This is a genomic window from Alsobacter sp. P4_H11, from assembly GCF_056400925.1.
Window position 1 is genome coordinate 1 of the sequence record NZ_JBFUKI010000021.1, and the last position, 26,411, is coordinate 26,411.

The following is a 26,411-nucleotide window of genomic DNA, read 5'->3' on the forward strand; positions in this document are numbered from 1 at the left end:
TTGTGAGCTCGAAACGCGTTTCAAGCCGATCCATTCGACCCCTACAAAAACACCCTCTCGAGCATCTCTTCGGGATCCGCAAGGACACGGCCGTCCGCGTTTCTCTTTCTTCCATCCTGATTGTCAAAGAGCACGAAAACCATCCACCGCGCCGAAACGCAGACAAAGGTCTCCCCCGGATCAAGCAGGTCTCCCCGCCACAACCCGGTCCAGAGGAACGCCACACCGTGGGTTCTTGAAAAGCCGCAGAGCGCTTGGCCCGCGACCAGGCCTTCAAGGCGAACAATCCAGATCCAGGCCGAAACCCAAACCCCAGAAGCGCCGAAGGCCGTCGGCGAGAGCAGCTGGTGTGTCCCCGCCGCCGATGACCGCCTTATGCCAACACGCCGCCGGAAGGTCAAGCGACGATTTTCAGAAAAATCGCGCGCCATCCTCGGCCTGCTGCTTCCGGTTGCGGTTATCCACAGGGCAACCCCAACGTTTTCCTCGAAAACGGCCGCTCTGAAGCCATGCCGGACGACGACGTTCAAACCTCGATGCGCCCTCCCGGCGTGCCGCATGAGACTCTAGGCGTCGGTCTAATAGACAAGCCGCGGCCATACGCGCAAAATGCGGTGTAAGCCGTCATTCACAACTGTGGGCTTAGGTAGACCGGCTGGTTCCGCCGGTGGCTCGCCAAGAAAGGCGGGCCAGGTGATCGAGGTCGAAGATGACGCGTATTCTGATCGCCGACGACCATGGCCTTTATCGCAAAGGTTTGCGGTGCGTCCTGGACCTCGCGTTTCCGGGCGCCGACATTGTTGAAGCCGATGGTTTCGACAGCGCGATGGAGCGGCTCGAGGACAGCGGCGCCTTCGATGTGGCCCTGCTCGACCTCAACATGCCGGGGCTGGTGTTTCCCGACAGTCTGCGCGAGGTGCGCGCCTGCTACCCGCGCATACGATTCGCGATCCTTTCGGCGTCCGACACGCGGGCCGACATGCTCGCTAGCCTGGCGGCGGGCGCCAACGGCTTCATCTCCAAGCTGCAGACGGACGACGAGATCGTCGCCGCCATCCAGGATATCCTGGCCGGCAAGGTCTATGTCTCGCCCCTGATGGTGAACGGGCCGCAGCTTCACGCCTGGAACGACCCGCCGGCCCGGACGGTCGAGCAGGCCACGGACGTCGAATACGCCAAACTGACGCCGCGCCAGCGGGACGTGCTGCCGCTGGTCGCGCGCGGGCTTTCCAACAAGGAGATCGCCCGCGAACTCAAGATCGCCGAGGCGACCACCAAGATCCACATGGCCGCGCTCCTGCGCGTGCTCGGCGTCAGGAACAGGACCGAAGCGGCGGTCCGGGCGCAGATGCTGATCGGACGGCCGGACGGCGGACGCCAGGACGGCGATGGCTTCAAGTCGGCCTAGCTTTCGCGCGTCGAAGGCGCCTCCGCCGGATAGGGCGCTCGCATCACGTAGTGATAGCCGCTTTCCGTGAAGGCGCGCTCGGCCCGGCCGCCCATCAGCGACGTCCCGCTTTCGCCCAGCACCATGGAGCCGAACCCCTTGCGCAAGGGCCGCTTCGGCGACGGGCCGTTACGTTCGGTCCACGTGAAGACGAGTTCGTCCTCACCGTCCTCCCCTGGCTCCAAACGCCATGTCACGTCCAGCTTCCCGTCCGGTACGCTGAGCGCGCCGTGCTTCACCGCGTTGGTGGCCAGCTCGTGCACGATCATCGCGAAGCTTTGCGCCATGCCTCCGCGAAGGGTCAGGCAGGGCCCCGCGATGGTGATCTCGTGACGATCGCCGCCATCGAAGGGCGCAACCTCGATCCGCACGAGCTCATCAATGCCGGCGCTTTCGGATGCTCCCCGGGTCAGCAGGCGCTCGGCGGCCGCCAGCGCGCGAAGGCGCCGCTCCAGCGCGGTCCGGTAATCGCCGACGCTGCTCTGGCTCTGCGCGGTGAGTTTCACCATCGCGAGAATCACCGGGAACAGGTTGCGCAGCCGGTGGCCGAGTTCGCGCACGATCAACTCGCGGGTCTCGCTGCGCCGAACCTCGTTCTGCTGACGCCGGAGGTCGGTGATGTCCGCCATCACGCACAGCAGGCGACGCCGCCCCTCGACTTCGCTCCGCGATCCGCGCAGCGCGATGGCGCGGGATCTCTGATCCCCGTCGATGTGAAACACCACCTCAAGGCGCGGATCGTCCGTCAGGGCGCGCGCAATGGCGGCTTCCACCTTGCGGCGGTCCTGATCGCGGATGATGCCCAAGACCTGGTCCAGCGAGGCGACCCGCTCGCCCGAATCAGCCCAGCCGAGGATGCTCCAGCACAGCGCGCAGCCGATGAAACGTCCGCCCTCGTCGATCTCGCAAGCGCCCAGTTCGGCCGCCTTGAAATGTGACGCGTTCCCATCGCGGACATTGGATTCCGCGCCGCCGACACGGCTGGTTTTCGACATGGACACACACACCCTGGCCGGACGATCGGAGCGCCACTCCCGGCCCGCGAACACGCGGTTGCACAGATTACAGGCGCAAAGCTGCGCCTTGCTACGGCGCAGTCCTAGTTCTGTGGGACTAAGACACTCGCGGCGCCGGGCTCTAGCCGGCGGCGTCCGCGCGCGTGAACCGGCGGTATTCGTAGGGAGCGGCCGGCGCGCCCTCGCCCACGCCATCCGCGTCGGCCGCGGCCAGGATGCGATCATGATGCGGCGAGAGATGGCAAACTGGGTCCGTGTTCGCGGCGTCGCCCGTCAGCATCAGCGCCTGACAGCGGCAACCGCCGAAATCCACCTCGCGGCGAGCGCATGACAGGCAGGGCTCCTTCATCCAGCCGGTTCCGCGATAGGCCTGGAACGCCGGATTGGCGCGCCAGATGTCGCCCAGCGCGTGCTCGCGGACAGACCAGAATTCGAGGCCCGGGATGCTCTCGGACGCGTGGCAGGGCAGCACCTTGCCGGCCGGCGTGACATTCAGCGTACGACGTCCCCACCCGCCCATGCAGGCCTTCGGCACATTGGCGTGGTAGTCGGGCAGGACGTGGTCGATCGCGATGCGGCCCTGCAAGTCGATCTTCAGCGCTTCCACGGCCGCGATCGCGGTCAGGGCGTGGTCGCGTTGCGGCATCAGGAGCGCACGGTTCGGCAGCGCCCAGCCATAGTATTGCGTGTGGGCGATCTCGACCCGGCCCGCGCCCCACTCCAGCGAGAGCCTGACCATGTCGGGCGCACGCGCCACGTTGGCGCGATGGATCACCGCGTTGACGGTGAGCGGAACGCCCGCCTCGATGGTCCGACGTGCGATCTCACGCTTGGCCGCGAAGGCGCCCGTGAAGCCGCCGATGAGATCGGCCGAGGCCGGCTCGGAGTCCTGCACCGAAAGCTGCACATGGTCGAGCCCAGCCTCGGCGAGGCGCGCGATCAGGTCCGGACGATAGCCGACGCCGGATGTGATCAGATTGGTGTAGAGCCCCTCGCGAGCGCAGTGCTCCACCAGCTCGACGATGTCGCGGCGCAGGGCCGGCTCGCCGCCAGACAGGTGCACCTGCAGGACGCCCAGCGCGGCGGCTTCGGAGAACACGCGCTTCCACTCATTGGTGGCAAGTTCGCGGGAGCGCGCCTCCAGCTCCAGCGGATTGGAGCAATAGGGACAGCCGAGCGCGCAGCGATGCGTGAGCTCGGCAAGGAGCCCGAGCGGCGGCGCCGCCGGGACGGGCGGCGGGGGCGTCCTCTGGTTCATGCGACGATCATGCGCTTGGCGAGGAGGTCCGACAACAGAGCGCGGACGTCTGCGTCGATCCGCTCACGCGGGGCCTGGAACGCCGCCGCGAGATTGTCGACGATCTCCACCACGGTGCGGACCCCGTCGAGGCGTTGGAGGATCTCGGCCGCAACGGGGTTGGGCTGGATCACACGCTCGGGGGCCAGCAGCACCCATGCGCCGCGCACCTCGTCGCGCTTGAGCTTCACGCCGCGCGCCAGCTTCGGCCGTGCGTCATCCGCAAGACCAGCGGGTTCCGACGTCATCGCAAACCCTCGCGTCCATCAGGTCGCCAGGCGCCGGGCGGCAGGTGTCCTTCCACATAGGCGTGCCAGAGCGCGTCGAGCTGGACCCAGAGCACGTCCGTCTTGAACGTGAGAGCGGCGAGGCAGGCCTGCTGTCGTTCGGCCGTGCGGGCGTGCTCCAGCACATAAGCGAGCGCAAAGGCGGAATCCTGCGCGGCCTGGGGCGGACGCGCGGTGAAATACGCCATCGTGTCGGCGCTGACGAAATCATAATGCGCCAGCATGCCCGACAGCCGCTCGCCGATGATCTGGGGAGAAAACAGCTCGGTTAGAGACGATGCGATCGCCTCGAGCAGCGTCTTTTCGGCGCAGAACCTCACATAGGCGTCCACCGCGAAGCGCGTCGCCGGCAGGGCGCCGCGCATGGATTCGACATAGTTGCGATCCAGCCCGAGCCCCTCGGTCAGACGGAGCCAGCGCGCTATGCCGCCGTCGCCCGGAGCAGTTCCATCATGGTCGACGATGCGGCGGCGCCATTCGCGCCGCAGATCTGCGGTCGGCATGCGGGTGAGCACGGTCGCGTCCTTGATCGGGATGGCGGCCTGATAGCAGTAGCGGTTCAACCCCCAGGCGCGGACCTCGTCGCGCGTGCATTCACCGCCGTGGAGACGCCGGTGGAAAGGGTGGAGATTGTGGTAGCGCCTCGCCCCGATGTCGCGAAGGGCGGCTTCCAGCTCCTCGGGCGACAAGACCGCGTCGGAGGAATGGCTCTGGTTCATAGTTCGAACTCCATGCCGTCATGGGCGACAACCCAACCCGCGGCTTCAACCGCGGCGCGCTCCGGCGACGTGTCCACCAGCACCGGATTCGTGTTGTTGATGTGAACATAAACCCGCCGGCCGATCGCCACATCGGCGAGGAGCGCCATCGAGCCGTCCGGTCCCGACATGGGGGTGTGTCCCATGCGCCGCGCCGTCTTCGGCGACAGGCCGAGGCGCGGCATCTCGTCGTCCGTGAAAGTCGTGCCGTCGAAGAACACGAGCGGCGCGCCGGCGAGGCGGTCCCGCAGGGTGGCGGTGATCGCCGCGCAGCCGGGCGCATAAACAAAGCGGCTGCGACCGTCGTCGACCTCCAGGCCGATGACGCTCTCGGTTTCGGCCCCGACCTCGACCACCTCGGTTTCCATGTAGAGCGGCGTTTTCCCGGCGATCGCGAAGGCCCGCACGGTCAGTCCGCCACCCATGTCGACGGGTTGGTCGAGAACCAGCTCACGCTCGCTCACCACGGCGCGGTCGAGAACGCCGAAGACGCGGTCATGCCGGAGGATGTCGAAGGTCGCCCGCGTCGCATGCAGATCGAAAGGCTGCTTTTCGCGCAGGGTCAGGAGGCCGGCGACGTGGTCGACGTCGCCATTCGTCAGGAGCACGGACGCGATCGGGCTGTCACGTCCGTCGTGGCGCGGATGGAGGGCCGGGGTTGCGATGATCTGCTGGCGGATGTCCGGCGAAGCGTTCAGGAGAAGCCATCGCTCGCCATCGGCCGTCACCGCCAGGCTAGACTGGGTGCGGGGACGCAGCGCGGGATCGCCCGCCCAGGCGCGGCGGCAATTCGGGCAGCCGCAATTCCATTGCGGGAAGCCGCCCCCGGCGGCTGACCCCAGCACGATGATCCGCATCGGCAAACGTCGCCCCCGTCACAAAAAACGCCGCCGCTCATGGGCGGCGGCGTTGATCAGAAACGTCGCATTCGCGACGGCAGCTTAAAACTCGACGGGCTCGATATCAGCGGATTCGTAGCTCGTCACTTCCATGCCGACGCAGATTTCAGTGAGTTCCGGGGTGGTCCAAGCCATAGACTGCTCCTCCAAAAGGGGCGGCGCCTTTCGCGGCGTCTTCCCACAACTGAAGACGCTAGCAAAAGTTCGAGCGGCTGTCCCGACCCTCGTAGTCTAAGAGACGCATGCGTCGCGAGGCCGCAGACAGCGGCGGTTTGCGGGCATGCTTTTGCGGCGGACCTCGCGGGCAATCCGGCGAGGAACCATCCCGCACCCTCGTGATTTGCCGCTGAACCGCGCCCCAACGGCGCCGTCCATGCAATCCGGTTCGAGGAGACGGGGCGTGATCAACGACCTCTGGTACAAGAACGCCGTCATCTATTGTCTCTCGGTCGAGACGTTCATGGATGCGAACGGCGACGGCGTGGGGGACTTCCAGGGCCTGCTTCGACGCCTCGACTACCTGCACGGACTTGGCGTCACGGCGATCTGGCTGATGCCGTTCCAGCCCTCGCCTGGCAAGGACGACGGCTACGACGTCGCCGACTATTACGGCGTGGATCCGCGCTTCGGGACGCTGGGCGACTTCGTGGAATTCACGCACGGCGCGAAGCAGCGCGGCATCCGGGTGCTGATCGACCTCGTGGTGAACCACACGTCCGACCAGCATCCGTGGTTCCAGGAAGCGCGGAAGGATCCGAAGTCGCCTTACCGCGACTGGTATGTGTGGTCCAAGAAGAAGCCCGCGAACGCCAACGAGGGCATGGTGTTTCCCGGTGTTCAAAAGACCACCTGGACCCGCGACGAGGTCGCGGGCGAGTACTACTTCCACCGCTTCTACGAGTTCCAGCCGGACCTCAACACCGCCAACCCGCGCGTCCAGGCCGAGATCCTGAAGATCATGGGATTCTGGATCCAGCTCGGGGTATCGGGATTCCGGATGGACGCGCTGCCATTCGTGATCGGCACGAAGGGCGCCGACATCAAGAAGCCGGTCGAGCAATACGACATGCTGCGGACCTTCCGGGAGTTCCTGCAATGGCGGCAGGGCGACTCGGTGATCCTCGCCGAAGCCAACGTGCTGCCCGAGACCGACATGGACTATTTCGGCCATGACGGCGACCGCATGCAGATGATGTTCAATTTTCAGGTCAACCAGCATCTGTTCTACGCGCTGGCGGCGGCCGACACCGGGCCGCTCGTGAAGGCCATGGAGGCGACGAAGCCCCGGCCCGCCACCGCGCAATGGGGGCTCTTTCTGCGCAATCACGACGAGCTCGATCTAGGACGCCTGAGGCCCGAGCAGCGCGAGAAGGTGTTTGCGGAGTTCGGTCCCGACAAGAGCATGCAACTCTATGACCGCGGCATCCGGCGGCGCCTCGCCCCCATGCTGAACGGCGACAAGCGGCGGCTCGAGCTCGCCTACAGCCTGATGTTCACGCTGCCGGGGACGCCGGTGCTGCGCTACGGCGACGAGCTCGGCATGGGGGACGACCTCAACCTGCCGGAGCGCAACTGCGCGCGGACGCCGATGCAGTGGTCGACCGAGCCGCATGGCGGCTTCACGAAGAGCTCCAAGCCGGTGAGCCCGGTGATCAGCGGCGGCGCGTATGGCTTCGAACGCGTCAACGCGGCCGAGCAGCGGCGCGATCCGGAGTCGATGCTGAACTGGACCGAGCGCGTGATCCGCATGCGCAAGGAAATGCCCGAGATCGGCTGGGGCGATTTCACGGTGCTGGATACGGGCGACCCGGCCGTGCTGGCGCTGCGCTACGACTGGCGCAACAATTCCGTCGTGGTGATCCATAACCTCGACGGCAAGCCGCACGAAGTGACGTTCGGGCTCGGCCTCGACGACACGTCGCCGGCCCTGATCAACGTCCTGTCGGACGACCACAGCCAGCCGAACGACAAGGGCGAGCACTGCCTGCTGCTCGACGCCTACGCGTATCGCTGGTACCGCGTCGGAGGGCTCGACTACCTGCTCAAGCGTAGCGAGGCCTGAGTCTCACGCAGTCCTGGCCGCCACCGCGACGCCGGCGCCGATCAGCAATCCCCCGCCGATGCGGTTCACCGCCATGATCGCCCTCGGATTGCTGACCACCGTGCGCGCCCGGGAGGCGATCAGCGCGTAGCCGAACGCATTCGCGAAGGCGAGCGTCAGGAACGTAGCCTCGAAAATCGCCATCTGGGTCAGGAAGTCGGCCTTGGGGTCGAGGAACTGGGGCAGGAACGCGACGAAGAAGGTGATGCCCTTGGGGTTGAGCGCGGTCACCAGCCAGGCATGCGCGAGCATGCGCCAGACCGGCGCGGCGTCGGTGCGGGCGGAGACGTCCAGCCTGCCGCCGGCGCGCCAGAGCTTGAGGCCGAGATAAACCAGATAGCCTGCGCCGATCCATTTCAGCGCCGTGAAAACGGTAGCGCTCGCGGCCAGCACAGCCCCGAGGCCGAGCATCGACACCGTCATGGCGGTGAAGTCGCCGAGCGCGACGCCGATAGCCATCGGCAACGCCGTGCGCCAGCCCTGGCCGAGCGCGTAGGAGATCACCAGCAGGATGGTGGGGCCGGGAATGACGAGCAGCACCGCCGATGCGGCCGCGAAGGCCAGCCAGCTTTGGATCGTCATCCCCGCACCTCCGTTTCAGACAGGAAGCCATGGGAGGCGGTTCCTGTCGAGCCAGCCGGGCTCACGCGCGCCAGGCGCCACGATACTGCCGGCGCTCGCGGACCAGCGCGGCGAGCTGGGGCGTCGGGTCCTCGTCGCGCGGCAGCGCGGTCGCGCTCACCACGTCGGCGCGGTAGAGGCCGATGTCCTTCAGCTGCATGTCCGACATGGCGGCCAGCACCGCGAGATTGCGGCGGGCGCGCACGTAGCGCACGGGCCAGCCGACAAGCCAGAGCGCCGTGCGGCGGGCCGGAGCGAGCCAGCGGCTGAAGTCGGGAGCGGCGGCGCCGCGGCGGCTCGTAGGTCTCGTCATGATCAGGGCCATGGGACTTCTCCTTGGAGCGACGGTTCGTTGATCCATCGTTGTTTCCGATTGGATAAACATGGAGGAGGCCTATTGATCGGTCTAACGAATGGTTTTAATGTCTCTCATCGCGAAACGAGATCGCTGCCCCCCTCGGCGGTTTTGTTCCGCGGTTCCGTTTGAAAAGTTCGCCGTTGCAGGTCCGAGGAGCCCCCCGATGCTCGACACCGATCAATTGCGTTCATTCGTGGCCATCATCGACACAGGCAGCTTCACGCGCGCGGCCGAGCGGGTGAACAAGACCCAGTCGGCGGTGTCGATGCAGATCCGCCGCCTCGAAGAGGTGCTCGGCCGCCCCCTCTTCACCAAGCAGGGCCGCGGCGTTCGCCTGTCCGAGGACGGCGAGAAGCTCGTCGACTACGCCCGCCAGATGCTGCAACTCGAGGCGGCCGCATTTGCGTCCGTGTCCCACAAGGCGCTCGCCGGCCGGGTGCGGCTCGGGATCCCGGATGACTATGCGGATACGTTCCTGCCCGAGATCGTGACGCGCTTCATGCGCCGGCATCCTCTGGTGGAGATCTCGGTGGTCTGCGAAGGCTCGCAGTCTCTCGGCGAGCGCGTGGCGGTGCGCGACGTCGACATGGCGATCATCACGGATTGCGGCTCGCTGAAAGGCGCCGAGGCGCTGCGGGAGGAGCCGCTGCGCTGGATCGTCGGCGTCGCATCCTGCGCGCATGAGGCGCGGCCGCTGCCGCTCGCCCTTTCAGGCCCGACCTGCGCGTGGCGTCGCGCCGCCATCGAGGCGCTCGAAGAAGCCGGCATCGGCTGGCGCCAGTTGCTGGCTTCGTCGAGTCAGGCCGCGCTCGCGCCCGTGGTGCGGGCCGGACTCGCCGTTACGGTGTTTCCCGAGTGCGCGGTTGGCCCCGGGATGCGGCTCCTGGACGAGAGCGCCGGGTTGCCCACGCTGCCGACCAACCGCATCGGCCTGCTAGTCAGCCAGGGGCGCTCACCCGAAGCCGCCGCGCTCGCGGAGGAAATCCGCGCCACGCTGCGGGACGGCCCACGCCCGATCCGGGTCGAGCGCCCGGCCGATCTCGTGTTCTCGGGCGAAGGCGTAACCGGGCAGCGCGCCCGCAGCCGGGCCGCCGCGTAGCGAGCCCTCAGCGCCGCGTCAGCGTGCGCCCGACGGCGTCCTTCCAGCCGGCGATCATGCTCTCGCGCAGATCGCCGTCGAAATTTGGCGTAAACCGCCGATCGAGGCGCCAGAGATCGGCGAAGCGGTCGGGGTCCGGATAGACGCCGGCCGCCAGGCCGGCCAAGTAGGCGGCGCCGAGCGCCGTGGTTTCCTTGACGACGGGCCTGTCCACGGGCGCGCCGAGGATGTCGGCGAGGCGCTGCATGGTCCAGTCGGAGGCCGTCATGCCGCCGTCGACACGCAGCACCGTCTCGGCGCCGGCCGCGCCCGGCCAGTCGGCCCGCATCGCCTCCAGCAGGTCGTAGGTCTGGTAGCAGACGCTCTCCAGCGCCGCCCTGGCGATCTCCTTCGGGCCAGTGCCGCGCGTCAGGCCGTAGAGCGCGCCGCGGCATTCGGCGTCCCAATAGGGCGCGCCGAGCCCGACGAATGCCGGCACCAGGTAGACCGCCTGCGCGGGGTCGGCCTGCTCGGCCAAGGGCCCCGTCTCGCCAGCGGACTTCACGATGCCGAGCCCGTCCCGCAGCCACTGCACGGCCGCGCCGGCCACGAAGATCGAGCCTTCCAACGCGTAGGTGGTTACCCCGTTGAGCTGATACGCGACCGTGGTGAGAAGCTTGTTCTGCGACGCGACCGCCTGTCCGCCGGTGTTGAGCAGGGCGAAGCAGCCCGTCCCGTAGGTCGATTTCATCATGCCTGGGGTAAAGCACGCCTGCCCTACCGTGGCGGCCTGCTGGTCTCCCGCGATGCCGCAGATCGGGATGACGCCGCCAAAAAGCCCCGGGACGGTTTCGCCGAACCGTCCCGAGCAGTCGCGCACCTCGGGCAGCATGGAGCGCGGGATCCGCAGGATCGCGAGAAGCTCATCGTCCCAGTCGCCACGGTGGATGTCGTAGATCAGCGTCCGCGAGGCGTTGGTGGCGTCCGTGGCGTGCACGGCGCCCCCGGTCAGCCGCCACAGCAGGAAGCTGTCCACGGTGCCGAACGCCAGCTCGCGCCGCTCCGCGCGGGCGCGGGCGCCCGGCACGTTGTCGAGGATCCACGCCACCTTGGTGCCGGAAAAATAGGGATCCAGGATCAGGCCCGTGCGCGCCGAAAACAGCGGCTCGTGCCCCTCGGCCTTGAGCCGGCCGCACATCTCGGCGGTTCGGCGGTCCTGCCACACGATGGCGCGGTGAATGGCCTTGCCGCTTTGGCGGTCCCACACCAGCGTGGTTTCGCGCTGGTTGGTGATGCCGATGGCGGCGACGTCTCGGGCCGTCGCGCCGGCCTTTTCAAGCGCCTCGCGGCAGACCGCGACCGTGGAGGACCAGAGGTCCTCCGCCTCGTGCTCCACCCAGCCGGACGCCGGGAAATGCTGCGGGAACTCCTGCTGCCCAACCGCCGCGATGGTGGTGTCCTCGCGAAACAGGATGGCCCGCGACGACGTCGTGCCCTGATCGATCGCGAGAATGAACGGCATGGAAATCCTCCCCCGGCCTGTGCGCGCCTTGCGGCTTTGTGTTTCGCGCCGATTTAGCTATGGGGTGGCGCCGGGGGCAAGGCCAAGCCGCAGCGGCGCGTCGATCCCGCCGGGGCGCGCATGATCGAATTCGCCGGACTGTTCGCGGCCGCCTTTCTGAGCGCCACCTTGCTGCCGGGCTCGTCCGAGGCGGCGTTCCTGGCCGTTCTGGCGCATGGCGGCGCGCTCGCGCCGGCGATCACAGTCGCCACCGTCGGCAATACGCTGGGCTCCGGCGCCAACTGGGCGATCGGCCGGTGGGCCGCGCATTACCGGGATCACCCGCGCTTTCCGGTGAAGCCCGCGACCTTCGATCGCTACCAGCGCTGGTACGCCCGCTACGGGGTTTGGTCGCTGCTGCTGTCGTGGACGCCGATCATCGGCGACCCGCTGACCGTCATGGCCGGGATCGCCCGAACGCCGTTCTGGCTGTTCATGCTGGTCGTGAGCGTCGCCAAGCTCGCCCGCTACGCCGCTCTGGCAGGAGCATTCGCGCTGTTGTGGTGAATCAGCCGCCGTTCCGGCGCAGATGCTCGATGATCCCGGAAAAGTCCTTGCCGCCGAATCCCGCGGCCTCGAACGCCTCGTAGATCTGGGCCGCGTGCTGGCCGAGCGGCGTCGACGCGCCCGCCGACTGGGCGGCGTCCTGCGACAGGCGCAAATCCTTCAGCATCAGGGCAGCCGCGAAGCCGGGATTGTAGCCGTTGTTGGCCGGGCTCGTCGGCACCGGCCCGGGCACGGGGCAATAGGTCGTCAGTGACCAGCACTGGCCGGACGACGTGGACGCCACGTCGAACAGCGCCTGGTGCGACAAGCCAAGCTTCTCGCCCAGCGCGAACGCCTCGCAGACGCCGATCATCGAGATGCCGAGGATCATGTTGTTGCAGATCTTGGCCGCCTGCCCGGCGCCGGCGTCGCCGCAATGGACGATCTTCTTGCCCATCGCCTCCAGCACCGGCCGCGCCGTCGCGAAGGCGTCCGCCGCGCCGCCGCACATGAAGGTCAGCGTGCCGGCCTTGGCGCCGCCGGTGCCGCCCGACACGGGCGCGTCCACGGAGGCCATGCCGGCCTGAGCTGCCAGATCATGCGCCTGCCGGGCGCTGTCGACGTCGATCGTCGAGGAATCGATGAACAGCGCTCCACGCCGCGCATGCGTGAGCACGTCGGCCCACACCGCCAGCACGTGGCGGCCGGCCGGGAGCATGGTCACGACGACGTCAGCGTCCCGCACCGCATCCGCCGCAGTCGCGGCAATTGCGACGCCCTCTGCCTCGGCGGCGGCGGCGTTCGCGGGCAAGAGATCGTAGCCGATCACGCGATGGCCAGCCTTGACGAGGTTCGCCGCCATGGGCGCGCCCATGTTGCCGAGGCCAATGAAGCCGATGGTGCTCATGTGATCACTCCGAACGTTGCGCGGCTCACAGCCCGCTCCCCTGCCCGCGGCCGATCAGGCTGCGGGCGATGATGACGCGCATGATCTCGTTGGTGCCTTCGAGGATCTGATGCACGCGAAGGTCGCGCACGATCTTCTCGATTCCGTAGTCGGCCAGATAGCCGTAGCCGCCATGCAGTTGAAGCGCCTGGTTGGCGACCTCGAAACCCACGTCGGTGCCGAAGCGCTTGGCCATGGCGCAAAGGCGCGTGGCGTCCGGCGTCTTCGAGTCGAGTTCCGAAGCGGCCCGCCAGAGAAACGTGCGGGCGGCCTCGAGTTCGGTCGCCATGTCGGCGAGCCGGAACTGCAGCGCCTGAAACTCCTGGAGCTTGCGGCCGAAGGCCTTGCGATCGCCCAGGTAGGCAAGCGACTTGTCCAGCGCCGCCTGCGCGCCGCCGAGCGAACAGGCCGCAATATTGAGGCGGCCGCCGTCCAGCCCCGCCATCGCGATCTTGAAGCCGATGCCCTCCGGGCCGAGGCGATTCTCCACCGGCACGCGGCAGCCGTCGAAGATCACCTGCCGGGTGGGCTGGGCGTTCCAGCCCATCTTGCGCTCGTTGGCCCCGAAGCTGAGGCCGGGCGCATCCTTGGGGATCACCAGCGTGGAGATGCCGCCCGGCCCGTCGTCGCCGGTGCGCACCATGGTGACGTAAAGGTCCGAGACGCCCGCGCCCGAGATGAACTGCTTGGCGCCGTCGAGCACGTAATGGTCGCCGTCGCGCCGCGCCCGCGTCTTCAACGCGGCGGCGTCCGAGCCCGCGCCCGGCTCCGTGAGCGCGTAGCTGGCGATGTGCTCCATGGTGGCGAGCTTGGGCAGGAAGCGCTGGCGCTGCTCGTCCGAGCCGTAGGCGTCGATCATCCACGACGCCATGTTGTGGATGGAGATGAAGGCCGCCACGGTCGGGCAGCCTGTCGCCAACGCCTCGAAGATCAGCGTCGCGTCGAGGCGGCTCAGGCCCGACCCGCCGACATCCTCGCGCACATAGATGGCCCCCATGCCGAGCGCTGCGGCCTCGCGCATCTCGTCCACCGGGAAGTGCTTGCGCTCGTCCCATTCCACGGCCTTGGGGGCGAGCTTTTCGGCCGCAAACGCGCGCGCCATGTCGCGGATCGCGATGTGGTCCTCGGAGAGGGCGAAGAGCGACATGGGCTTGGACCGAAGTTCGACACCAAAAAGGATCGGGCGCGCCCCATGAGGCGCGCCCGGTTGATCAGCGCATTGTCGGGATCACGAACTCCGCGCCGTCCTTGATGCCGGACGGCCAGCGCGACGTGACCGTCTTGGTCTTGGTGTAGAACCGGAAAGCGTCCGAGCCGTGCTGGTTCAGGTCGCCGAAGCCGGAACGCTTCCAGCCGCCGAAGGTGTAATAGGCGATCGGAACCGGGATCGGCACGTTGATGCCCACCATGCCGACCTGCACCTTGGCGGCGAAGTCGCGGGCGGCGTCGCCGTCGCGGGTGAAGATCGCGACGCCGTTGCCGTATTCATGCTCGTTGGCGAGCGCGAGGCTCTCGGCGTAGTCCTTGGCGCGCACCACCGACAGCACCGGGCCGAAGATCTCTTCCTTGTAGATCCGCATGTCCTTGGTGACGTCGTCGAACAGGCAGCCGCCCATGTAGAAGCCGTTCTCGTAGCCCTGGAGCTTGAAGTTTCGGCCGTCGACCCGCAGCTTCGCGCCTTCCTGGACGCCGAGCTCGACATAGGACTTCACCTTGTCGAGGTGAGCCTGCGTGACGAGCGGACCGAAATCGGCCGACGAGTCCGTGGACGGGCCAACCTTCAGGCTCTCGATGCGCGGGATGAGCTTGTCGACGAGGCGGTCGGCGGTGTCCTTGCCGACCGGCACCGCCACCGAGATCGCCATGCAGCGCTCGCCGGCGGAGCCGTAACCGGCGCCGATCAGGGCGTCCACGGCCTGGTCCATGTCGGCGTCCGGCATGATGATCATGTGGTTCTTGGCGCCGCCGAAGCACTGCACCCGCTTACCGGCCGCGCAACCGCGCGTGTAGACGTATTCGGCGATCGACGTCGAGCCGACGAAGCCCACCGCCTTGATGTCCGGATCGTCCAGGATGGCGTCCACGGCTTCCTTGTCGCCGTTGACGACGTTAAAGATGCCGGCCGGCAGGCCCGCCTGGAGAAACAGCTCGGCGAGGCGCAGCGGCACGCCCGGGTCACGCTCGGACGGCTTCAGGATGAAGGCGTTGCCGGCCGCGATGGCGGGGCCGGCCTTCCACAGCGGGATCATGGCCGGGAAGTTGAACGGCGTGATGCCGGCGACGACGCCGAGCGGCTGGCGCATCGAGTAGATGTCGATGCCCGGGCCCGCGCCCTCGGTGTACTCGCCCTTCATGAGGTGCGGCGCGCCGATGCAGAACTCGACCACTTCGAGGCCGCGCTGGATGTCGCCCTTGGCGTCCGCCACGGTCTTACCGTGCTCGCGCGCGAGCAGCTCGGCCAGCGAGTCGTATTCGGCGTGCACGAGCTCGAGGAACTTCATCAGCACGCGGGCGCGCCGCTGCGGGTTGGTCGCGCCCCAGGCCGGCTGAGCCGCCTTGGCGTTTTCCACCACGGCGCGGACCTCGGCCTTGGTGGCCAGCGGCACCCGGGAGGCGATTTCGCCCGTCATGGGCCAGAAGGCGTCGGTAAAGCGGCCCGAGGTCCCCTTTACGTGCTTGCCCCCGACGAAGTGGGTGAGTTCGGCGACCATGGCGTCCTCCCTGGGTGATTTCGGTGATCCGAAGAGGGTCCGTTGGCGAGCCCTTGAGGATCTTGGAATGGGCCGCTTGGCCCGCTGCTGTTGCGACACGAGTATCATTGCGATCTGCGCACGGCTATGGGAGTTTTCACGTCCAATCCGTGCGCGTATCCCCATGTAGGGTTGCCGCCGGACCAAGCTCGAGGAAACACGCATGAGCCGTTTCGATTGGGATGACTTGCGCTTTTTCCTCGCGGTGGCAAGGGCCGGGCGGCTCACGGTCGCGGCGCGACGGCTGGGGGCCGACCACGCCACGGTCAGCCGGCGGATTACCTCGCTCGAAACGGCCCTAAAGGCCACGCTGTTCGAAAGGCGGCCGCAGGGCTACACGCTGACGGGCCATGGCGAGCGCCTCGTGATCGCCGCCGAGGCGATCGAGAGCGCCGCGCTGGCTGCCTCCAGCGACATCGGCGGCGCCGACCTCGCGCTGTCGGGCACCGTGCGGGTGGGCGCGCCGGACGGGTTCGGCACCAGCTTTCTCGCGCCCCGCACCGTGAAGCTGGCCGAAACTTATCCGGAGCTCGAATTCCAGCTCGTCGCCATGCCGCGGCTCCTGTCGTTGTCGAAACGCGAGGCCGACATCGCGATCTCGCTGTCGCCCCCCAAGGAAGGCAAGATCGTCGCCCGAAAGCTCACCGACTACCGGCTCGGGCTCTACGCCAGCCGCACCTACCTCGAAACCGCCGAGCCGATCGGGGCGCCGGACGACCTCTTTTCGCACCCGCTGGTCGGCTATATCGACGACCTCATCTTCATGCCGGAGCTCGACTACCTCGACGAGATCGCCAAGGGGCTGCGGCCGCGACTGCAATCCTCCAGCCTGGTCGCCCAGATGGAGGCCACGCTGGCGGGCGCGGGCGTTTGCGTGCTGCCCCACTTCATGGCGGCGCGCAGGGCCGAGCTCGCGCCGGTTCTGCCGCATATCCAGCTCACCCGCACGTTCTGGCTGATCGTGCACGCCGAGCTGAAAGACGTCGCGCGGGTGCGCGCCATGGTGGATTTCCTCGTTCGCGAGGTGAAGGCCGCGCGGGGGCTGTTCCTGCCCGAGGCCGCGCCCGCGCTTGCGCCGGAGCGGGCGCCCGCGGCGTGATTGCGCGTCGTTCGAGCCCGATCTAGGACAGGGGCGTCACCGCGCCCGAGGCCGCCATGCGTCCAGCTGTTGAACTCTCCTATACGGACATGCACACGGCCGGCGAGCCGGTGAGGATCGTCACGGGCGGCTACCCGAGCCTCCTTGGCGACAGCGTGCTGGCGCAACGGCGCGACGCGCGGGACAACCACGATCATCTGCGCCGCACGATGATGCTGGAGCCGCGCGGCCATGCGGGGATGTACGGGGTGATCCCGGTGCGGCCCTCGCACCCGGGCGCCGTGATGGGCGTGCTGTTCACCCACAACGAGGGCTATTCCACCATGTGCGGCCACGCCACCGTGGCGCTGGGCCGGTGGGTGGTGGACCAGGGCCTTGTCGCGAAGACCGAGCCCGAGACGCGCTTCGTGATCGAGGCGCCCTGCGGACCGCTGGCGCTCACCTGCACGGTGCGGGACGGCGAGATCACGCAAGTGCGTTTCGAGAGCGTGCCCGCCTACGCGCATGCGCTGGGCCTGAGCGTCGACGTGCCGGGCTTCGGCACGGTCGTCACCGACATCGGCTATGGCGGCGCGTTCTACGCCATCCTGCCGTCCTCGCGGTTCGGTCTCGACTTCTTCACGACGCCGCTCGACGAGTTGGTGGCCGCCGGCGGCGCGCTCACGGACGTCATCCGGCGCGATATGCGGATCGCGCATCCGACGGAGCCGGACCTCGGCTTCCTGTACGGGACCATCCTGACCGACGACGCCGGGGCCGCCGAGGAGAGCTGGAACCTGTGCGTGTTCGCCGAGCGCCAGGTGGACCGCAGCCCGACCGGCTCGGGCGTGACGGCCCGCATGGCGCTGGACTGCGCCAAGGGGCTGCTCGCGCCCGGCCAGACGCGCGTGTTCCGGGGGATCTCGGGCGGGCCGTTTACCGGCCGGGTGACACGGCCGGCCCCCGAGATCGAGGGCGCGGTGCGGGTCGAGGTCGGCGGCCAGGGCTACTACGCGGGCCGCGGGACCTTCCTGATCGAGGCCGACGACCCGCTCGGCGAAGGCTTCGCGCTGGCCCGCAGCTTCGGCGAGGCCCGGGGAGGCTGAGCCTTTCGCCCGGGCCGTCGTTTCTACTTCTTCTCGACCGGCGCGCCGGCGTTCACCAGGTCGTTGAAGCCGCCGACATTGATCACGTTGGTGTAGCCCATGTCCTGCAGCGTCTTGCCGGCGAGGGCGGCCCGGCCGCCGGCCGCGCAATGGATCAGGATCGGCCGGTCGAACTTGAAGGCCGGGTCATACATCGGGTTCTCGGGGTCCGCCTTGAACTCCAGGCTCCCGCGCGGCACGTGCAGCGACCCCGCGAGCTTGCCGGAGGCCTGCAGCTCGGCGCTGTCGCGAATGTCCAGCACCAGCACGTCCCCCTGGCCGATGCGCGACGCCGCCTCGGCGGGGGCGAGCTTCTGGACGCTGGCGTTGGCGTCGGCGAGCATATCCTTGGATGTTCTGGCCATAGGGGCCTCCCTGTTGTCGGTTGGTGCGAACAGGCTCGCAGGTTCGCGCCAGGTTGCCAACCCGGCGAGGCCGGATACCGCCAGGCAACAAAAACCCCCGCGTCCTTGCGAACGCGGGGGCTGAGCTCAACCGAGCCTCGTAGAGGGCAGAGGGGAGATCACTCCCCGGCGGCCGCCTCGGGCTGGTCCTTCTGCTTCTTCTCGAGGTCCTCGCCGGTGGCCTGGTCGACGACCTTCATCGAGAGCCGCACCTTGCCGCGCTCGTCAAAGCCGAGCAGCTTGACCTTGACCTTGTCGCCTTCCTTGATCACGTCAGTGACCTTGTTGACGCGGTTGGCGGCGAGCTGGCTGATGTGGACCAGGCCGTCCTTGGCGCCGAAGAAGTTCACGAAGGCGCCGAAGTCGGTGGTCTTCACCACGGTGCCGTCATAGATCACGCCGATCTCGGGCTCGCTGGCGATGGACTTGATCCAGTTCAGCGCGGCCGTGATGGAGGCGGCGTCCGAGGACGCGACCTTCACGGTGCCGTCGTCCTCGATGTTGACCTTGGCGCCGGTCTTCTCGACGATCTCGCGGATCACCTTGCCGCCCGAGCCGATCACTTCGCGGATCTTGTCGGTCGGGATTTTGATGGTCTCGATGCGCGGCGCGTACTGGCCGAGCTCCTGGCGAGCGCCGGCGAGGCCCTTGGCCATCTCGCCGAGGATGTGCAGGCGCCCACCCTTGGCCTGGTCGAGGGCGACCCGCATGATCTCCTCGGTGATGCCCGCGATCTTGATGTCCATCTGCAGCGACGTGATGCCGTTGTCGGTGCCGGCCACCTTGAAGTCCATGTCGCCGAGATGGTCCTCGTCGCCCAGGATGTCGGAGAGCACCGCGTAGCGCTCGCCTTCCAGGATGAGGCCCATCGCGATGCCGGCGACCGGCGAACGCAGCGGCACGCCGGCGTCCATCAGGGCCAGCGAGGAGCCGCAAACGGTCGCCATGGAGGACGAGCCGTTCGACTCGGTGATCTCCGAGACGAGGCGGATGGTGTACGGGAACTCGTGGTGCGGCGGCAGCATCGGGTGAACGGCGCGCCAGGCGAGCTTGCCGTGGCCGATCTCGCGACGGCCGGGCGAACCCATGCGGCCGGTCTCGCCGACGCTGTAGGGCGGGAAGTTGTAGTGAAGGAGGAACGTCTCCTTGTAGGTGCCTTCCAGCGAGTCGATGTACTGCTCGTCGTCCGAGGTGCCGAGGGTGGCCACGACGAGCGCCTGCGTCTCCCCGCGGGTGAACAGGGCGGAGCCGTGGGCGCGCGGCAGCAGGCCGGCGGCGGCCTCGATCGGACGGACGGTCTTCACGTCGCGGCCGTCGATGCGGACGCCCGTGTCGAGGATGTTGAAGCGCACGATCTTCGCCTCGGCGTCCTTGAACACCGTGTTGAAGAGCTGCTTGTCGATGGCGTTCTCGACGCCCTCGCCGCACAGCGCCGCAGCGGCCTTGGCCTTGGCGGCCGCCACCTTGTCCTGGCGCTCCTGCTTGATCGGGGTCGTGAAGGCGTCGCGCAGGTCGGCCTCGATCAGGTCGAGGATGCGCTTCTCGATCGCGGAGTTGTCCGGGGTGGAGAAGTCGCGCGGCTCCTTGGCGGCGCGCTCGGCCAGCTTGATGATGGCGTCGATCACGGGCTGGAAGCCCTTGTGGCCGTGCATCACCGCGCCGAGCATCACGTCTTCGGCGAGCTCCTTGGCCTCGGACTCGACCATCAGGACGGCGTCGGCGGTGCCGGCGACGACGAGGTCGAGGACCGAGTCCTTGAGCTCCGCGACGGTCGGGTTAAGGCGATACTGGCCGTTGATGTAGCCGACGCGCGCGCCGCCCACCGGGCCCATGAAGGGCACGCCCGAGAGCGTCAGGGCGGCGGAGGCCGCCACCATGGCGACGATGTCGGGATCATTCTCAAGGTCATGCGCCAGCACGGTGACGATGACCTGGGTGTCGTGCTTGTAGCCCTGCACGAACAGCGGGCGGATCGGACGGTCGATCAGGCGGGAGACCAGCGTCTCCTTTTCGGTCGGCCGGCCTTCGCGCTTGAAGTAGCCGCCCGGGATGCGGCCGGCCGCGAAGGCCTTTTCCTGGTAGTTCACGGTGAGCGGGAAGAAGTCCACGCCAGGCTTGGGTTCCTTGGCGGACACCACGGTGGCCAGCACGGTGGTCTCGCCGTAGGTGGCGAGGACGGCGCCGTCGGCCTGGCGGGCGATATGGCCGGTCTCGAGCACGAGCTTGCGCCCGGCCCAGGTCAATTCAACACGTTGCACATCGAACATCGGTCGGTCTCTTTCAGCCTGACGGCCGGAACCGACGCCATGAGCAAGACGGCGAGAGGCTTTCCCGTCGCCCCTCGGAACGGCGCTTGCGCGGCTCCCGGGCGGAAAAGCATCCGGCGATCCTGCCATGAACGTCAGAACGGGCCGGGTTGCGGCGGCGCCGGCGTCCTGCCTTCGCCTGCCGGCTACGTCGCGGGATCGGTCGCGACGCCTACACGGACAGTGCGGCGCGGTGGCGCCGCCTTACGGATACGGAAACGGGCGAACTGCGCCCCGGTCCCGGAGAACGTCGCGGCGGCTGAAACCGCCACGACGAAGGGCGCCCGCCGGCGAACCGGCGGGAGAAGGCTTAGCGGCGGATGCCGAGGCGCTCGATGAGAGAGCGATAGCGATCCTCGCTGCGGCTCTTCAGGTAGTCGAGCAGCGAGCGGCGCTGCGACACCAGCTTCAGGAGACCACGACGGGAGTGGTTGTCCTTCTTGTGGGTCTTGAAGTGCTCGGTGAGGTTGGTGATGCGCTCCGTCAGGATCGCGACTTGGACCTCGGGCGAGCCGGTGTCGCCGGCCTTCGTGGCGTGTTCGGTGATGAGCGCCTGCTTGCGCTCCGCAGTGATCGACATCGTCAGTCCTTTCTGGTGAGGGGTTTCGTCCCCGCGGGGACGGCGAGCGGGCCGTATCGCTTGCGCGCAAAGGGCCGTTTCGCTCCGCATGTCGGCCGGGCCGGGATGTCGTCCAGCACGGTCGCGCCAAGGCGGCTCGCGCCGGAATGGCCAGCGCGATGGCGGTCTCATGACACGAACAGAGCGTGAAATCCAGCGATAGTTGCCGGCGCGCCGCTGGCCGCCAGGCCCTCCGGACCGCGAGCCTCCGTTTACACGAGATACGGGTTCGACACGCGCTCCTGGCCGATCGTGCTCATCGGTCCGTGGCCGGGCAGGAACGCCACGTCGTCTCCCAGCGGCAGGATCTTGGTGCGGATCGACGCGATGAGCTGCTCGTGGCTGCCGCCCGGCAGGTCGGTGCGGCCCACTGAGCCGCGGAACAGCACGTCGCCCATCAGGCAGAAGCCTTGCGCATCATCATCGGCAGGCGCCTCGGCGGCGCGCCGCCAAACGAACACGACGCTGCCGGGTGAATGGCCGGGGCAATGCAGCACGTCGAAACTGAGCGCGCCCACGGTGACGACGTCGCCGTCATCCAGCCAGCGGCCAGGCGTCACGGCGCGCGCGCCCGTGATGCCGAAGCGCATCCCGCTTTGGGGCAAGTTGGCGAGGATCTGCTCCTCGGCCCGGTGCGGGCCCTCGATCGCGACGCCCAGCTGGTCCGCGAGGTCGGCAGCGCCGCCCGCATGGTCGATGTGGCCATGCGTCAGCAGGATTTTCTCGACCGTCGCGCCCGTTTGGGCCACCGCGGCGCGGATCTGGTCGAGATCGCCGCCCGGGTCCACGACGGCGGCCTTGTTGGTGCTCGCGCACACGAGCACGGAACAATTCTGCCCAAACGGCGTGACCGGGACGACGAGAAGCTTGAAGGGGGGCATGGCGGCTCCGGCGATGCAGGCGCTTGAGCGCGCAGTGCTAGCGCGCCTTCACGCCTCTGGCCAGCGCCGGCGTTCGCGACGGCCGGTAAGCCCTCAGTTGGCGGGCCACTCCATGCGCCGGTTGACGTCCGACGCCCACAGCAGCTCCGGCGGCACGCGCTGGCCGGGGAACGTGACGACGATGACCTGAAGGCCGCGCTGGCGCGCATGCTCGAAGGCCGGCGCGAGCCCGGGATCGCCCGTTACCCAGATCAGCCGCTCGGCGGCGCGCTGGCTCACGATGTCGGCGATGTCGAGTCCGATGCGCAGGTCGAGCCCGCGCTGCTCGAAATCCGGTCGGAAATCGTCGTCGGTCAGGCCCGGAGCCAGCGGCAGGGCGCGGGGCTTGAAGCCGCGGAACTTCAGCGTGCCGAGGCGCACCATCATGTAGTCACGCTCGGACAGGTCGTAGAGCCAGCGGTCGGTGCCGGCGAAGTCGCGTTCCACGCCGGTCACCGGCAGCCGCACAACGCCGTTGAAGGGCACGCAGTCGTAATACTGGATCCGGATGAGGGCTTCGGCGCGGTCGACGCAGCCCAGGCCCACGGCCTCGATCAGGTCGGCGTCATAGATCAGACCGGCTTGGCGCGCGAGAACGCGCAAGTGTCCGCCGTCGATCAGCACAATCGTCTTCATCGCAATGCCTTTGGGTCTAAAAAACTGTGCCGGGAACGCGCCGGCCCGCTGTCATCACCCGCCTCAAATATGCGGGCAAGTTGCTCGGAACTGCAGGCTAACCCTGCTCAGAACGGCAGGTTGAAGACCCTGCTCGGAATGAATTCGCCTTTCTCCACCATGCCGACCGCGATCACGACGCCGCCGCACGCCGCATAGAGCGGGCCACCCTCGGCCGGGGCGTCGCGTCCCCGCAGGATCACGGATTGCCCCCGCCGGAGGCGAGCCGCGCCGTCACGCGACAGCACCACGCACTCCAACTCGGTAAGACCACCTTCAACAGGAAGCAAGGCTTCACTTGCGGCCTTGGGGTCGTCGGCCATCTCGGCCCAGGGAGTAGCATCCGCGAGCGTGAAGGGCCCGACGCGTGTCCGGCGAAGGGCGGTGACGTGGCCCAGGCAACCGAGGGCGCGTCCCATGTCGCGCGCAATCGCGCGCACATAGGTGCCCTTGCCGCATTCGGCCTCGAACGTGGCCGAGTTCTCGTCCGCGGCGACGATTCGCAGAGCATGGATGTGAACGTCGCGGGCGACCATCTCGACCTGCTCGCCGTCGCGCGCGAGGTCGTAGGCTCTTTCGCCGTCGATCTTGATGGCCGAGTAGCGCGGCGGCACCTGCGACACCACGCCGATGAAGCGGGGCAGCACGGCTTCGATCTCGGCCAGGGTGGGACGCTGGTCGGAGGTCGCGACAGCGCGGCCTTCCGTGTCGTCCGTATCGGTTTCAACGCCCCACGCCACCGTAAACGTATAGGCCTTCTCGCCATCCACCACATACGGAACGGTCTTGGTGGCCTCCCCGAAGGCGAGCGGCAGGATTCCGGAGGCCAGCGGGTCCAGCGTGCCGGCGTGACCGGCCTTCTTGGCGTTCAGCAACCGGCGCATGGCCGCGACGGCGTGCGTCGACGTCATGCCGACCGGCTTGTCGAGCACGATCCAGCCGTGCACGTCGACACGGTTCTTGCGGGGCGCGTTCATGCGCTTACTCGTCGTCCTGGTCTGCGGCGGGGCGGTCGAGATCGCGCCGGACCTCGGGCGAGCGCAGCAGGGCGTCGATCTTGGCGGCCTCGTCGAGGCGGTCGTCGAGCCGGAAGCGCACGTCGGGGGCGAATTTCAGGTTCACCTTGCGGGCCACGTCGGTGCGGATGATCTTGCGGTTGTTCTCGAAGGCCTTGAGCACGGCCTTGCCGAGCTTCTCGTTGTGCAGCGTCACGTACACGGTCGCGAGCTTGAGGTCCGGGCTCATGCGGACCTCCGGGATCGTCACGAAAGCCTGCGTGAAGACCTGCTCGGGCAGTTCGCCCCGGGACAGGATCTCGGTGACGGCGTGGCGGATGAGTTCGCCCACGCGCAGCATGCGCTGGGACGGGCCTGCCGGCTTGGAATCGGAATCGCGTTTCATCATGGGTCTCCCGCCCGGGATCGGACCGGCGCGAGGTTGAAAACCCCCTCTCCCCGGGACGGGGAGAGGGCTGGGGTGAGGGGTCTTCCAACGTCGACAACGCCGACAGCCGTCCCCTCATCCGGCGCTTCGCGCCACCTTCTCCCCGTTCCGGTGAGAAGGGACGGAGCGGAGCCCGCTTACAGCGAGCGGCGGACTTCCTCGACGCGGTAGCACTCGATGACGTCGCCAGTGCGCATGTCCTGGTAGTTCTCGAAGGCCATGCCGCATTCCTGGCCCGAGGGGACTTCCTTGACCTCGTCCTTGAAGCGCTTGAGCGTCGAGAGCTTGCCCTCGTGGATGACGACGTTGTCGCGGATGAGGCGCACGCTGGCGCCGCGCTCCACGCGGCCGTCCTGCACGAGGCAGCCCGCCACCTTGCCGATCTTGGACACCGCGAACACCTGCAGGATGCGGGCCTCGCCGAGACGCTCTTCGCGGAGCGTCGGCGGAAGCAGGCCCGACATGGCCTTTTTGATGTCGTCCACGAGGTCGTAGATGATGTTGTAGTAGCGGATCTCGACGCCCGAACGCTCGGCGGCCTCGCGGGCCTCCTTGTTGGCGCGGACGTTGAAGCCGAGCACCACCGCGCCGGAGGCTTCCGCCAGCGTGATGTCGCTCTCGTTGATGCCGCCGGCGCCGAGATGGATCAGGCGGGCCGCGACTTCGTCGTTGCCGACCTTCTCCAACGCTCCGGCGATGGCCTCGACCGAACCCTGCACGTCACCCTTGATGATGAGCGGGAATTCCTTGCGGCCGGCCGCGGTCTTCAGGTTGCTCATCATGTCGGCGAGCGAACCACGGGCGTTGCCGGCCCGGGCCGCCGCGCGCTCACGACGCTGACGCTGACGATACTCGGTGATCTCGCGGGCGCGGGCCTCGCTGTCGACAACCGCAACGCGGTCGCCGGCCTCGGGAGCGCCGTTGAAGCCAAGGATCTCAACCGGGACGGACGGGCCGGCCGAAGCGACCTGCGCGCCCTGGTCCGACACGAGGGCGCGGACGCGGCCCCATTCCGAACCCGCCACCACGATGTCGCCGGTCTTGAGCGTGCCGCGCTGCACCAGCACGGTCGCGACGGGACCACGACCGCGGTCGAGCTTGGCCTCGATCACCGAGCCCTCGGCCGGACGGTCCGCGTTGGCGCGGACGTCGAGCACTTCGGACTGCAGGGCGATCGCCTCGAGCAGCTTGTCGAGATTGATCTTCTTGGTCGCCGACACCTCGACCTCGAGCGTGTCGCCGCCCATGGATTCGACCTGCACCTCGTACTGGAGCAGCTCGGACCTGACGCGCTCGGGCTTGGCGTCCGGCTTGTCGATCTTGTTGATCGCCACGATCATCGGGACCTTGGCGGCCTTGGCGTGGTTGATGGCCTCGATCGTCTGCGGCATGACGCCATCATCCGCCGCCACCACCAGCACGACGATGTCGGTCACCTTGGCGCCGCGGGCGCGCATCGCCGTGAAGGCGGCGTGGCCGGGCGTGTCGATGAACGTGATCTTGCTGCCCAGCGGCGACACAACCTGGTACGCGCCGATGTGCTGCGTGATGCCGCCGGCTTCGCCGCTCACCACGTTGGCGTGGCGGATGCTGTCGAGCAGCGACGTCTTGCCGTGGTCGACGTGGCCCATGATGGTCACGACCGGCGGACGGGTCTCGAGCGTGTCGTCGGCGTCGGCAACGTCGAAGAGGCCCTCCTCGACGTCGGACTCGGCGACGCGCTTCACCGTGTGGCCGAACTCCTCGGCGATCAGCTGGGCGGTGTCCGCGTCGATCACGTCGGTGATCTTGTGGAGCTGGCCTTGCTTCATCAGGTAGCGGATCACGTCCACGCCGCGTTCCGTCATGCGGTTCGCGAGTTCCTGGATGGTGATCGTCTCGGGGATCGTCACCTCGCGGGCGATCTTTTCCTTCGGCTCGTTGGACTGGCCGCCCTTGAGGCGCTGCACGCGACGGCGGAACGCCGCCACCGAGCGGGTGCGCTCGTCCTCGCCGCTGGTTGCGCCCGACACGGTCAGGCGGCCACGACGCTTCTCGTCCGCGGTCTTGGCCCGGTCGGGCTTCGGCGGAACGATGATCTTGGTGGGCATGCCCGGACGGCGGATGATCCGCTTGGTCTCTTCCTCCTCGGACTGCACGCGGCGCGCGGCGCCGGGAGCCGACGGGGTCGGGCCGAGGGGGCGACGAACCGCGGGAGCGCCGGCCGAGGCCGGGGC

At 68.0% G+C, this 26,411-nt stretch carries 25 protein-coding genes and 1 pseudogene; 6 read left to right on the forward strand and 20 right to left on the reverse strand.

Annotation, left to right across the window (positions count from 1 at the left end; translation table 11 throughout):
* Positions 1–41: 41 nt before the first annotated feature.
* A complete protein-coding gene (locus AC1DSZ_RS23985; protein ID WP_476840823.1) occupies positions 42–530 on the reverse strand; it encodes a hypothetical protein in 489 nt (162 codons plus the stop codon).
* 179 nt (positions 531–709) lie between these two features.
* On the opposite strand from AC1DSZ_RS23985, the gene AC1DSZ_RS23990 reads away from it, so the two are divergent.
* Entirely contained in the window at positions 710–1,408 is a 699-nt protein-coding gene (locus AC1DSZ_RS23990; protein WP_476840824.1) for a LuxR C-terminal-related transcriptional regulator, read from the forward strand.
* Here the strand turns inward: AC1DSZ_RS23990 and AC1DSZ_RS23995 are convergent.
* From AC1DSZ_RS23995 to pqqA, 5 genes and pseudogenes are all read right to left on the reverse strand, one after another.
* Entirely contained in the window at positions 1,405–2,688 is a 1,284-nt protein-coding gene (locus AC1DSZ_RS23995) for an HWE histidine kinase domain-containing protein (RefSeq protein ID WP_476840825.1), read from the reverse strand. The genes AC1DSZ_RS23990 and AC1DSZ_RS23995 overlap by 4 nt on opposite strands.
* Entirely contained in the window at positions 2,585–3,721 is a 1,137-nt protein-coding gene (gene pqqE / locus AC1DSZ_RS24000; protein WP_476840826.1) for a pyrroloquinoline quinone biosynthesis protein PqqE, read from the reverse strand. The genes AC1DSZ_RS23995 and pqqE overlap by 104 nt, the downstream gene beginning before the upstream one ends.
* A pseudogene (gene pqqC, locus AC1DSZ_RS24005) lies at positions 3,718–4,766 on the reverse strand (pyrroloquinoline-quinone synthase PqqC). The gene pqqE and the pseudogene pqqC overlap by 4 nt, the downstream one beginning before the upstream one ends.
* Entirely contained in the window at positions 4,763–5,662 is a 900-nt protein-coding gene (gene pqqB, locus AC1DSZ_RS24010; protein WP_476840827.1) for a pyrroloquinoline quinone biosynthesis protein PqqB, read from the reverse strand. Before pqqB ends, pqqC begins: the two are co-directional and overlap by 4 nt.
* Before the next feature lie 84 nt (positions 5,663–5,746).
* Positions 5,747–5,839 carry a pyrroloquinoline quinone precursor peptide PqqA gene (gene pqqA, locus AC1DSZ_RS24015; RefSeq protein ID WP_476840828.1) on the reverse strand — a complete coding sequence of 31 codons (93 nt, stop codon included), beginning with the start codon at positions 5,837–5,839 and terminating at the stop codon, positions 5,747–5,749.
* 265 nt (positions 5,840–6,104) lie between these two features.
* Here pqqA and AC1DSZ_RS24020 point away from each other — a divergent pair, with 265 nt between their 5' ends.
* Positions 6,105–7,766 (forward strand): alpha-amylase family protein, encoded by a 1,662-nt coding sequence (locus tag AC1DSZ_RS24020; RefSeq protein ID WP_476840829.1) that lies wholly within the window; start codon positions 6,105–6,107, stop codon positions 7,764–7,766.
* A 3-nt stretch (positions 7,767–7,769) separates the two neighbouring features.
* Here the strand turns inward: AC1DSZ_RS24020 and AC1DSZ_RS24025 are convergent, their stop codons facing one another.
* A complete protein-coding gene (locus AC1DSZ_RS24025; protein ID WP_476840830.1) occupies positions 7,770–8,387 on the reverse strand; it encodes a LysE family translocator in 618 nt (205 codons plus the stop codon).
* A 61-nt stretch (positions 8,388–8,448) separates the two neighbouring features.
* Positions 8,449–8,751 (reverse strand): YjiS-like domain-containing protein, encoded by a 303-nt coding sequence (locus AC1DSZ_RS24030; RefSeq protein WP_476840831.1) that lies wholly within the window; start codon positions 8,749–8,751, stop codon positions 8,449–8,451.
* Between the two features lie 196 nt (positions 8,752–8,947).
* Between AC1DSZ_RS24030 and AC1DSZ_RS24035 the strand changes: the two genes are divergently transcribed.
* Positions 8,948–9,883 carry a LysR substrate-binding domain-containing protein gene (locus AC1DSZ_RS24035; protein WP_476840832.1) on the forward strand — a complete coding sequence of 312 codons (936 nt, stop codon included), beginning with the start codon at positions 8,948–8,950 and terminating at the stop codon, positions 9,881–9,883.
* Positions 9,884–9,890: 7 nt separating this feature from the next.
* Here the strand turns inward: AC1DSZ_RS24035 and glpK are convergent, their stop codons facing one another.
* A complete protein-coding gene (gene glpK / locus AC1DSZ_RS24040; RefSeq protein ID WP_476840833.1) occupies positions 9,891–11,384 on the reverse strand; it encodes a glycerol kinase GlpK in 1,494 nt (497 codons plus the stop codon).
* A gap of 120 nt (positions 11,385–11,504) precedes the next feature.
* On the opposite strand from glpK, the gene AC1DSZ_RS24045 reads away from it, so the two are divergent.
* Positions 11,505–11,930 carry a YqaA family protein gene (locus AC1DSZ_RS24045; RefSeq protein WP_476840834.1) on the forward strand — a complete coding sequence of 142 codons (426 nt, stop codon included), beginning with the start codon at positions 11,505–11,507 and terminating at the stop codon, positions 11,928–11,930.
* A gap of 1 nt (position 11,931) precedes the next feature.
* Here the strand turns inward: AC1DSZ_RS24045 and mmsB are convergent, their stop codons facing one another.
* The 3 genes from mmsB to AC1DSZ_RS24060 form a co-directional block, all read right to left on the reverse strand.
* Positions 11,932–12,816, reverse strand: a complete 885-nt coding sequence (gene mmsB, locus AC1DSZ_RS24050; RefSeq protein WP_476840835.1) for a 3-hydroxyisobutyrate dehydrogenase — start codon at positions 12,814–12,816, stop codon at positions 11,932–11,934.
* 25 nt (positions 12,817–12,841) lie between these two features.
* Positions 12,842–14,002 carry an isobutyryl-CoA dehydrogenase gene (locus AC1DSZ_RS24055; RefSeq protein WP_476840836.1) on the reverse strand — a complete coding sequence of 387 codons (1,161 nt, stop codon included), beginning with the start codon at positions 14,000–14,002 and terminating at the stop codon, positions 12,842–12,844.
* A 64-nt stretch (positions 14,003–14,066) separates the two neighbouring features.
* Positions 14,067–15,566: a CoA-acylating methylmalonate-semialdehyde dehydrogenase gene (locus tag AC1DSZ_RS24060; RefSeq protein WP_476840837.1), complete on the reverse strand. Its 1,500-nt coding sequence runs from the start codon at positions 15,564–15,566 to the stop codon at positions 14,067–14,069.
* Positions 15,567–15,768: 202 nt separating this feature from the next.
* On the opposite strand from AC1DSZ_RS24060, the gene AC1DSZ_RS24065 reads away from it, so the two are divergent.
* On the forward strand, positions 15,769–16,704 hold the full coding sequence (locus tag AC1DSZ_RS24065; RefSeq protein ID WP_476840838.1) for a LysR family transcriptional regulator: 936 nt from the start codon (positions 15,769–15,771) through the stop codon (positions 16,702–16,704).
* Between the two features lie 56 nt (positions 16,705–16,760).
* Complete coding sequence (locus tag AC1DSZ_RS24070) at positions 16,761–17,789, forward strand: proline racemase family protein (RefSeq protein WP_476840839.1); 1,029 nt, start codon at positions 16,761–16,763, stop codon at positions 17,787–17,789.
* Positions 17,790–17,812: 23 nt separating this feature from the next.
* Here AC1DSZ_RS24070 and AC1DSZ_RS24075 read toward each other — a convergent pair whose 3' ends face one another.
* The 8 genes from AC1DSZ_RS24075 to infB all read right to left on the reverse strand — a co-directional run.
* Complete coding sequence (locus AC1DSZ_RS24075) at positions 17,813–18,193, reverse strand: rhodanese-like domain-containing protein (protein WP_476840840.1); 381 nt, start codon at positions 18,191–18,193, stop codon at positions 17,813–17,815.
* Positions 18,194–18,351: 158 nt separating this feature from the next.
* Complete coding sequence (gene pnp, locus AC1DSZ_RS24080; protein ID WP_476840841.1) at positions 18,352–20,499, reverse strand: polyribonucleotide nucleotidyltransferase; 2,148 nt, start codon at positions 20,497–20,499, stop codon at positions 18,352–18,354.
* Positions 20,500–20,848: 349 nt separating this feature from the next.
* Positions 20,849–21,118: a 30S ribosomal protein S15 gene (rpsO, locus tag AC1DSZ_RS24085; RefSeq protein ID WP_188520260.1), complete on the reverse strand. Its 270-nt coding sequence runs from the start codon at positions 21,116–21,118 to the stop codon at positions 20,849–20,851.
* A gap of 251 nt (positions 21,119–21,369) precedes the next feature.
* Complete coding sequence (locus AC1DSZ_RS24090; RefSeq protein ID WP_476840842.1) at positions 21,370–22,038, reverse strand: MBL fold metallo-hydrolase; 669 nt, start codon at positions 22,036–22,038, stop codon at positions 21,370–21,372.
* A gap of 93 nt (positions 22,039–22,131) precedes the next feature.
* A complete protein-coding gene (locus tag AC1DSZ_RS24095) occupies positions 22,132–22,713 on the reverse strand; it encodes a PIN domain-containing protein (protein WP_476840843.1) in 582 nt (193 codons plus the stop codon).
* 107 nt (positions 22,714–22,820) lie between these two features.
* On the reverse strand, positions 22,821–23,729 hold the full coding sequence (gene truB / locus AC1DSZ_RS24100; RefSeq protein ID WP_476840844.1) for a tRNA pseudouridine(55) synthase TruB: 909 nt from the start codon (positions 23,727–23,729) through the stop codon (positions 22,821–22,823).
* A gap of 4 nt (positions 23,730–23,733) precedes the next feature.
* A complete protein-coding gene (gene rbfA / locus AC1DSZ_RS24105) occupies positions 23,734–24,156 on the reverse strand; it encodes a 30S ribosome-binding factor RbfA (RefSeq protein ID WP_476840845.1) in 423 nt (140 codons plus the stop codon).
* A 176-nt stretch (positions 24,157–24,332) separates the two neighbouring features.
* The coding region (gene infB / locus AC1DSZ_RS24110) for a translation initiation factor IF-2 (protein ID WP_476840846.1) at positions 24,333–26,411 on the reverse strand (2,079 nt) is incomplete at its 5' end.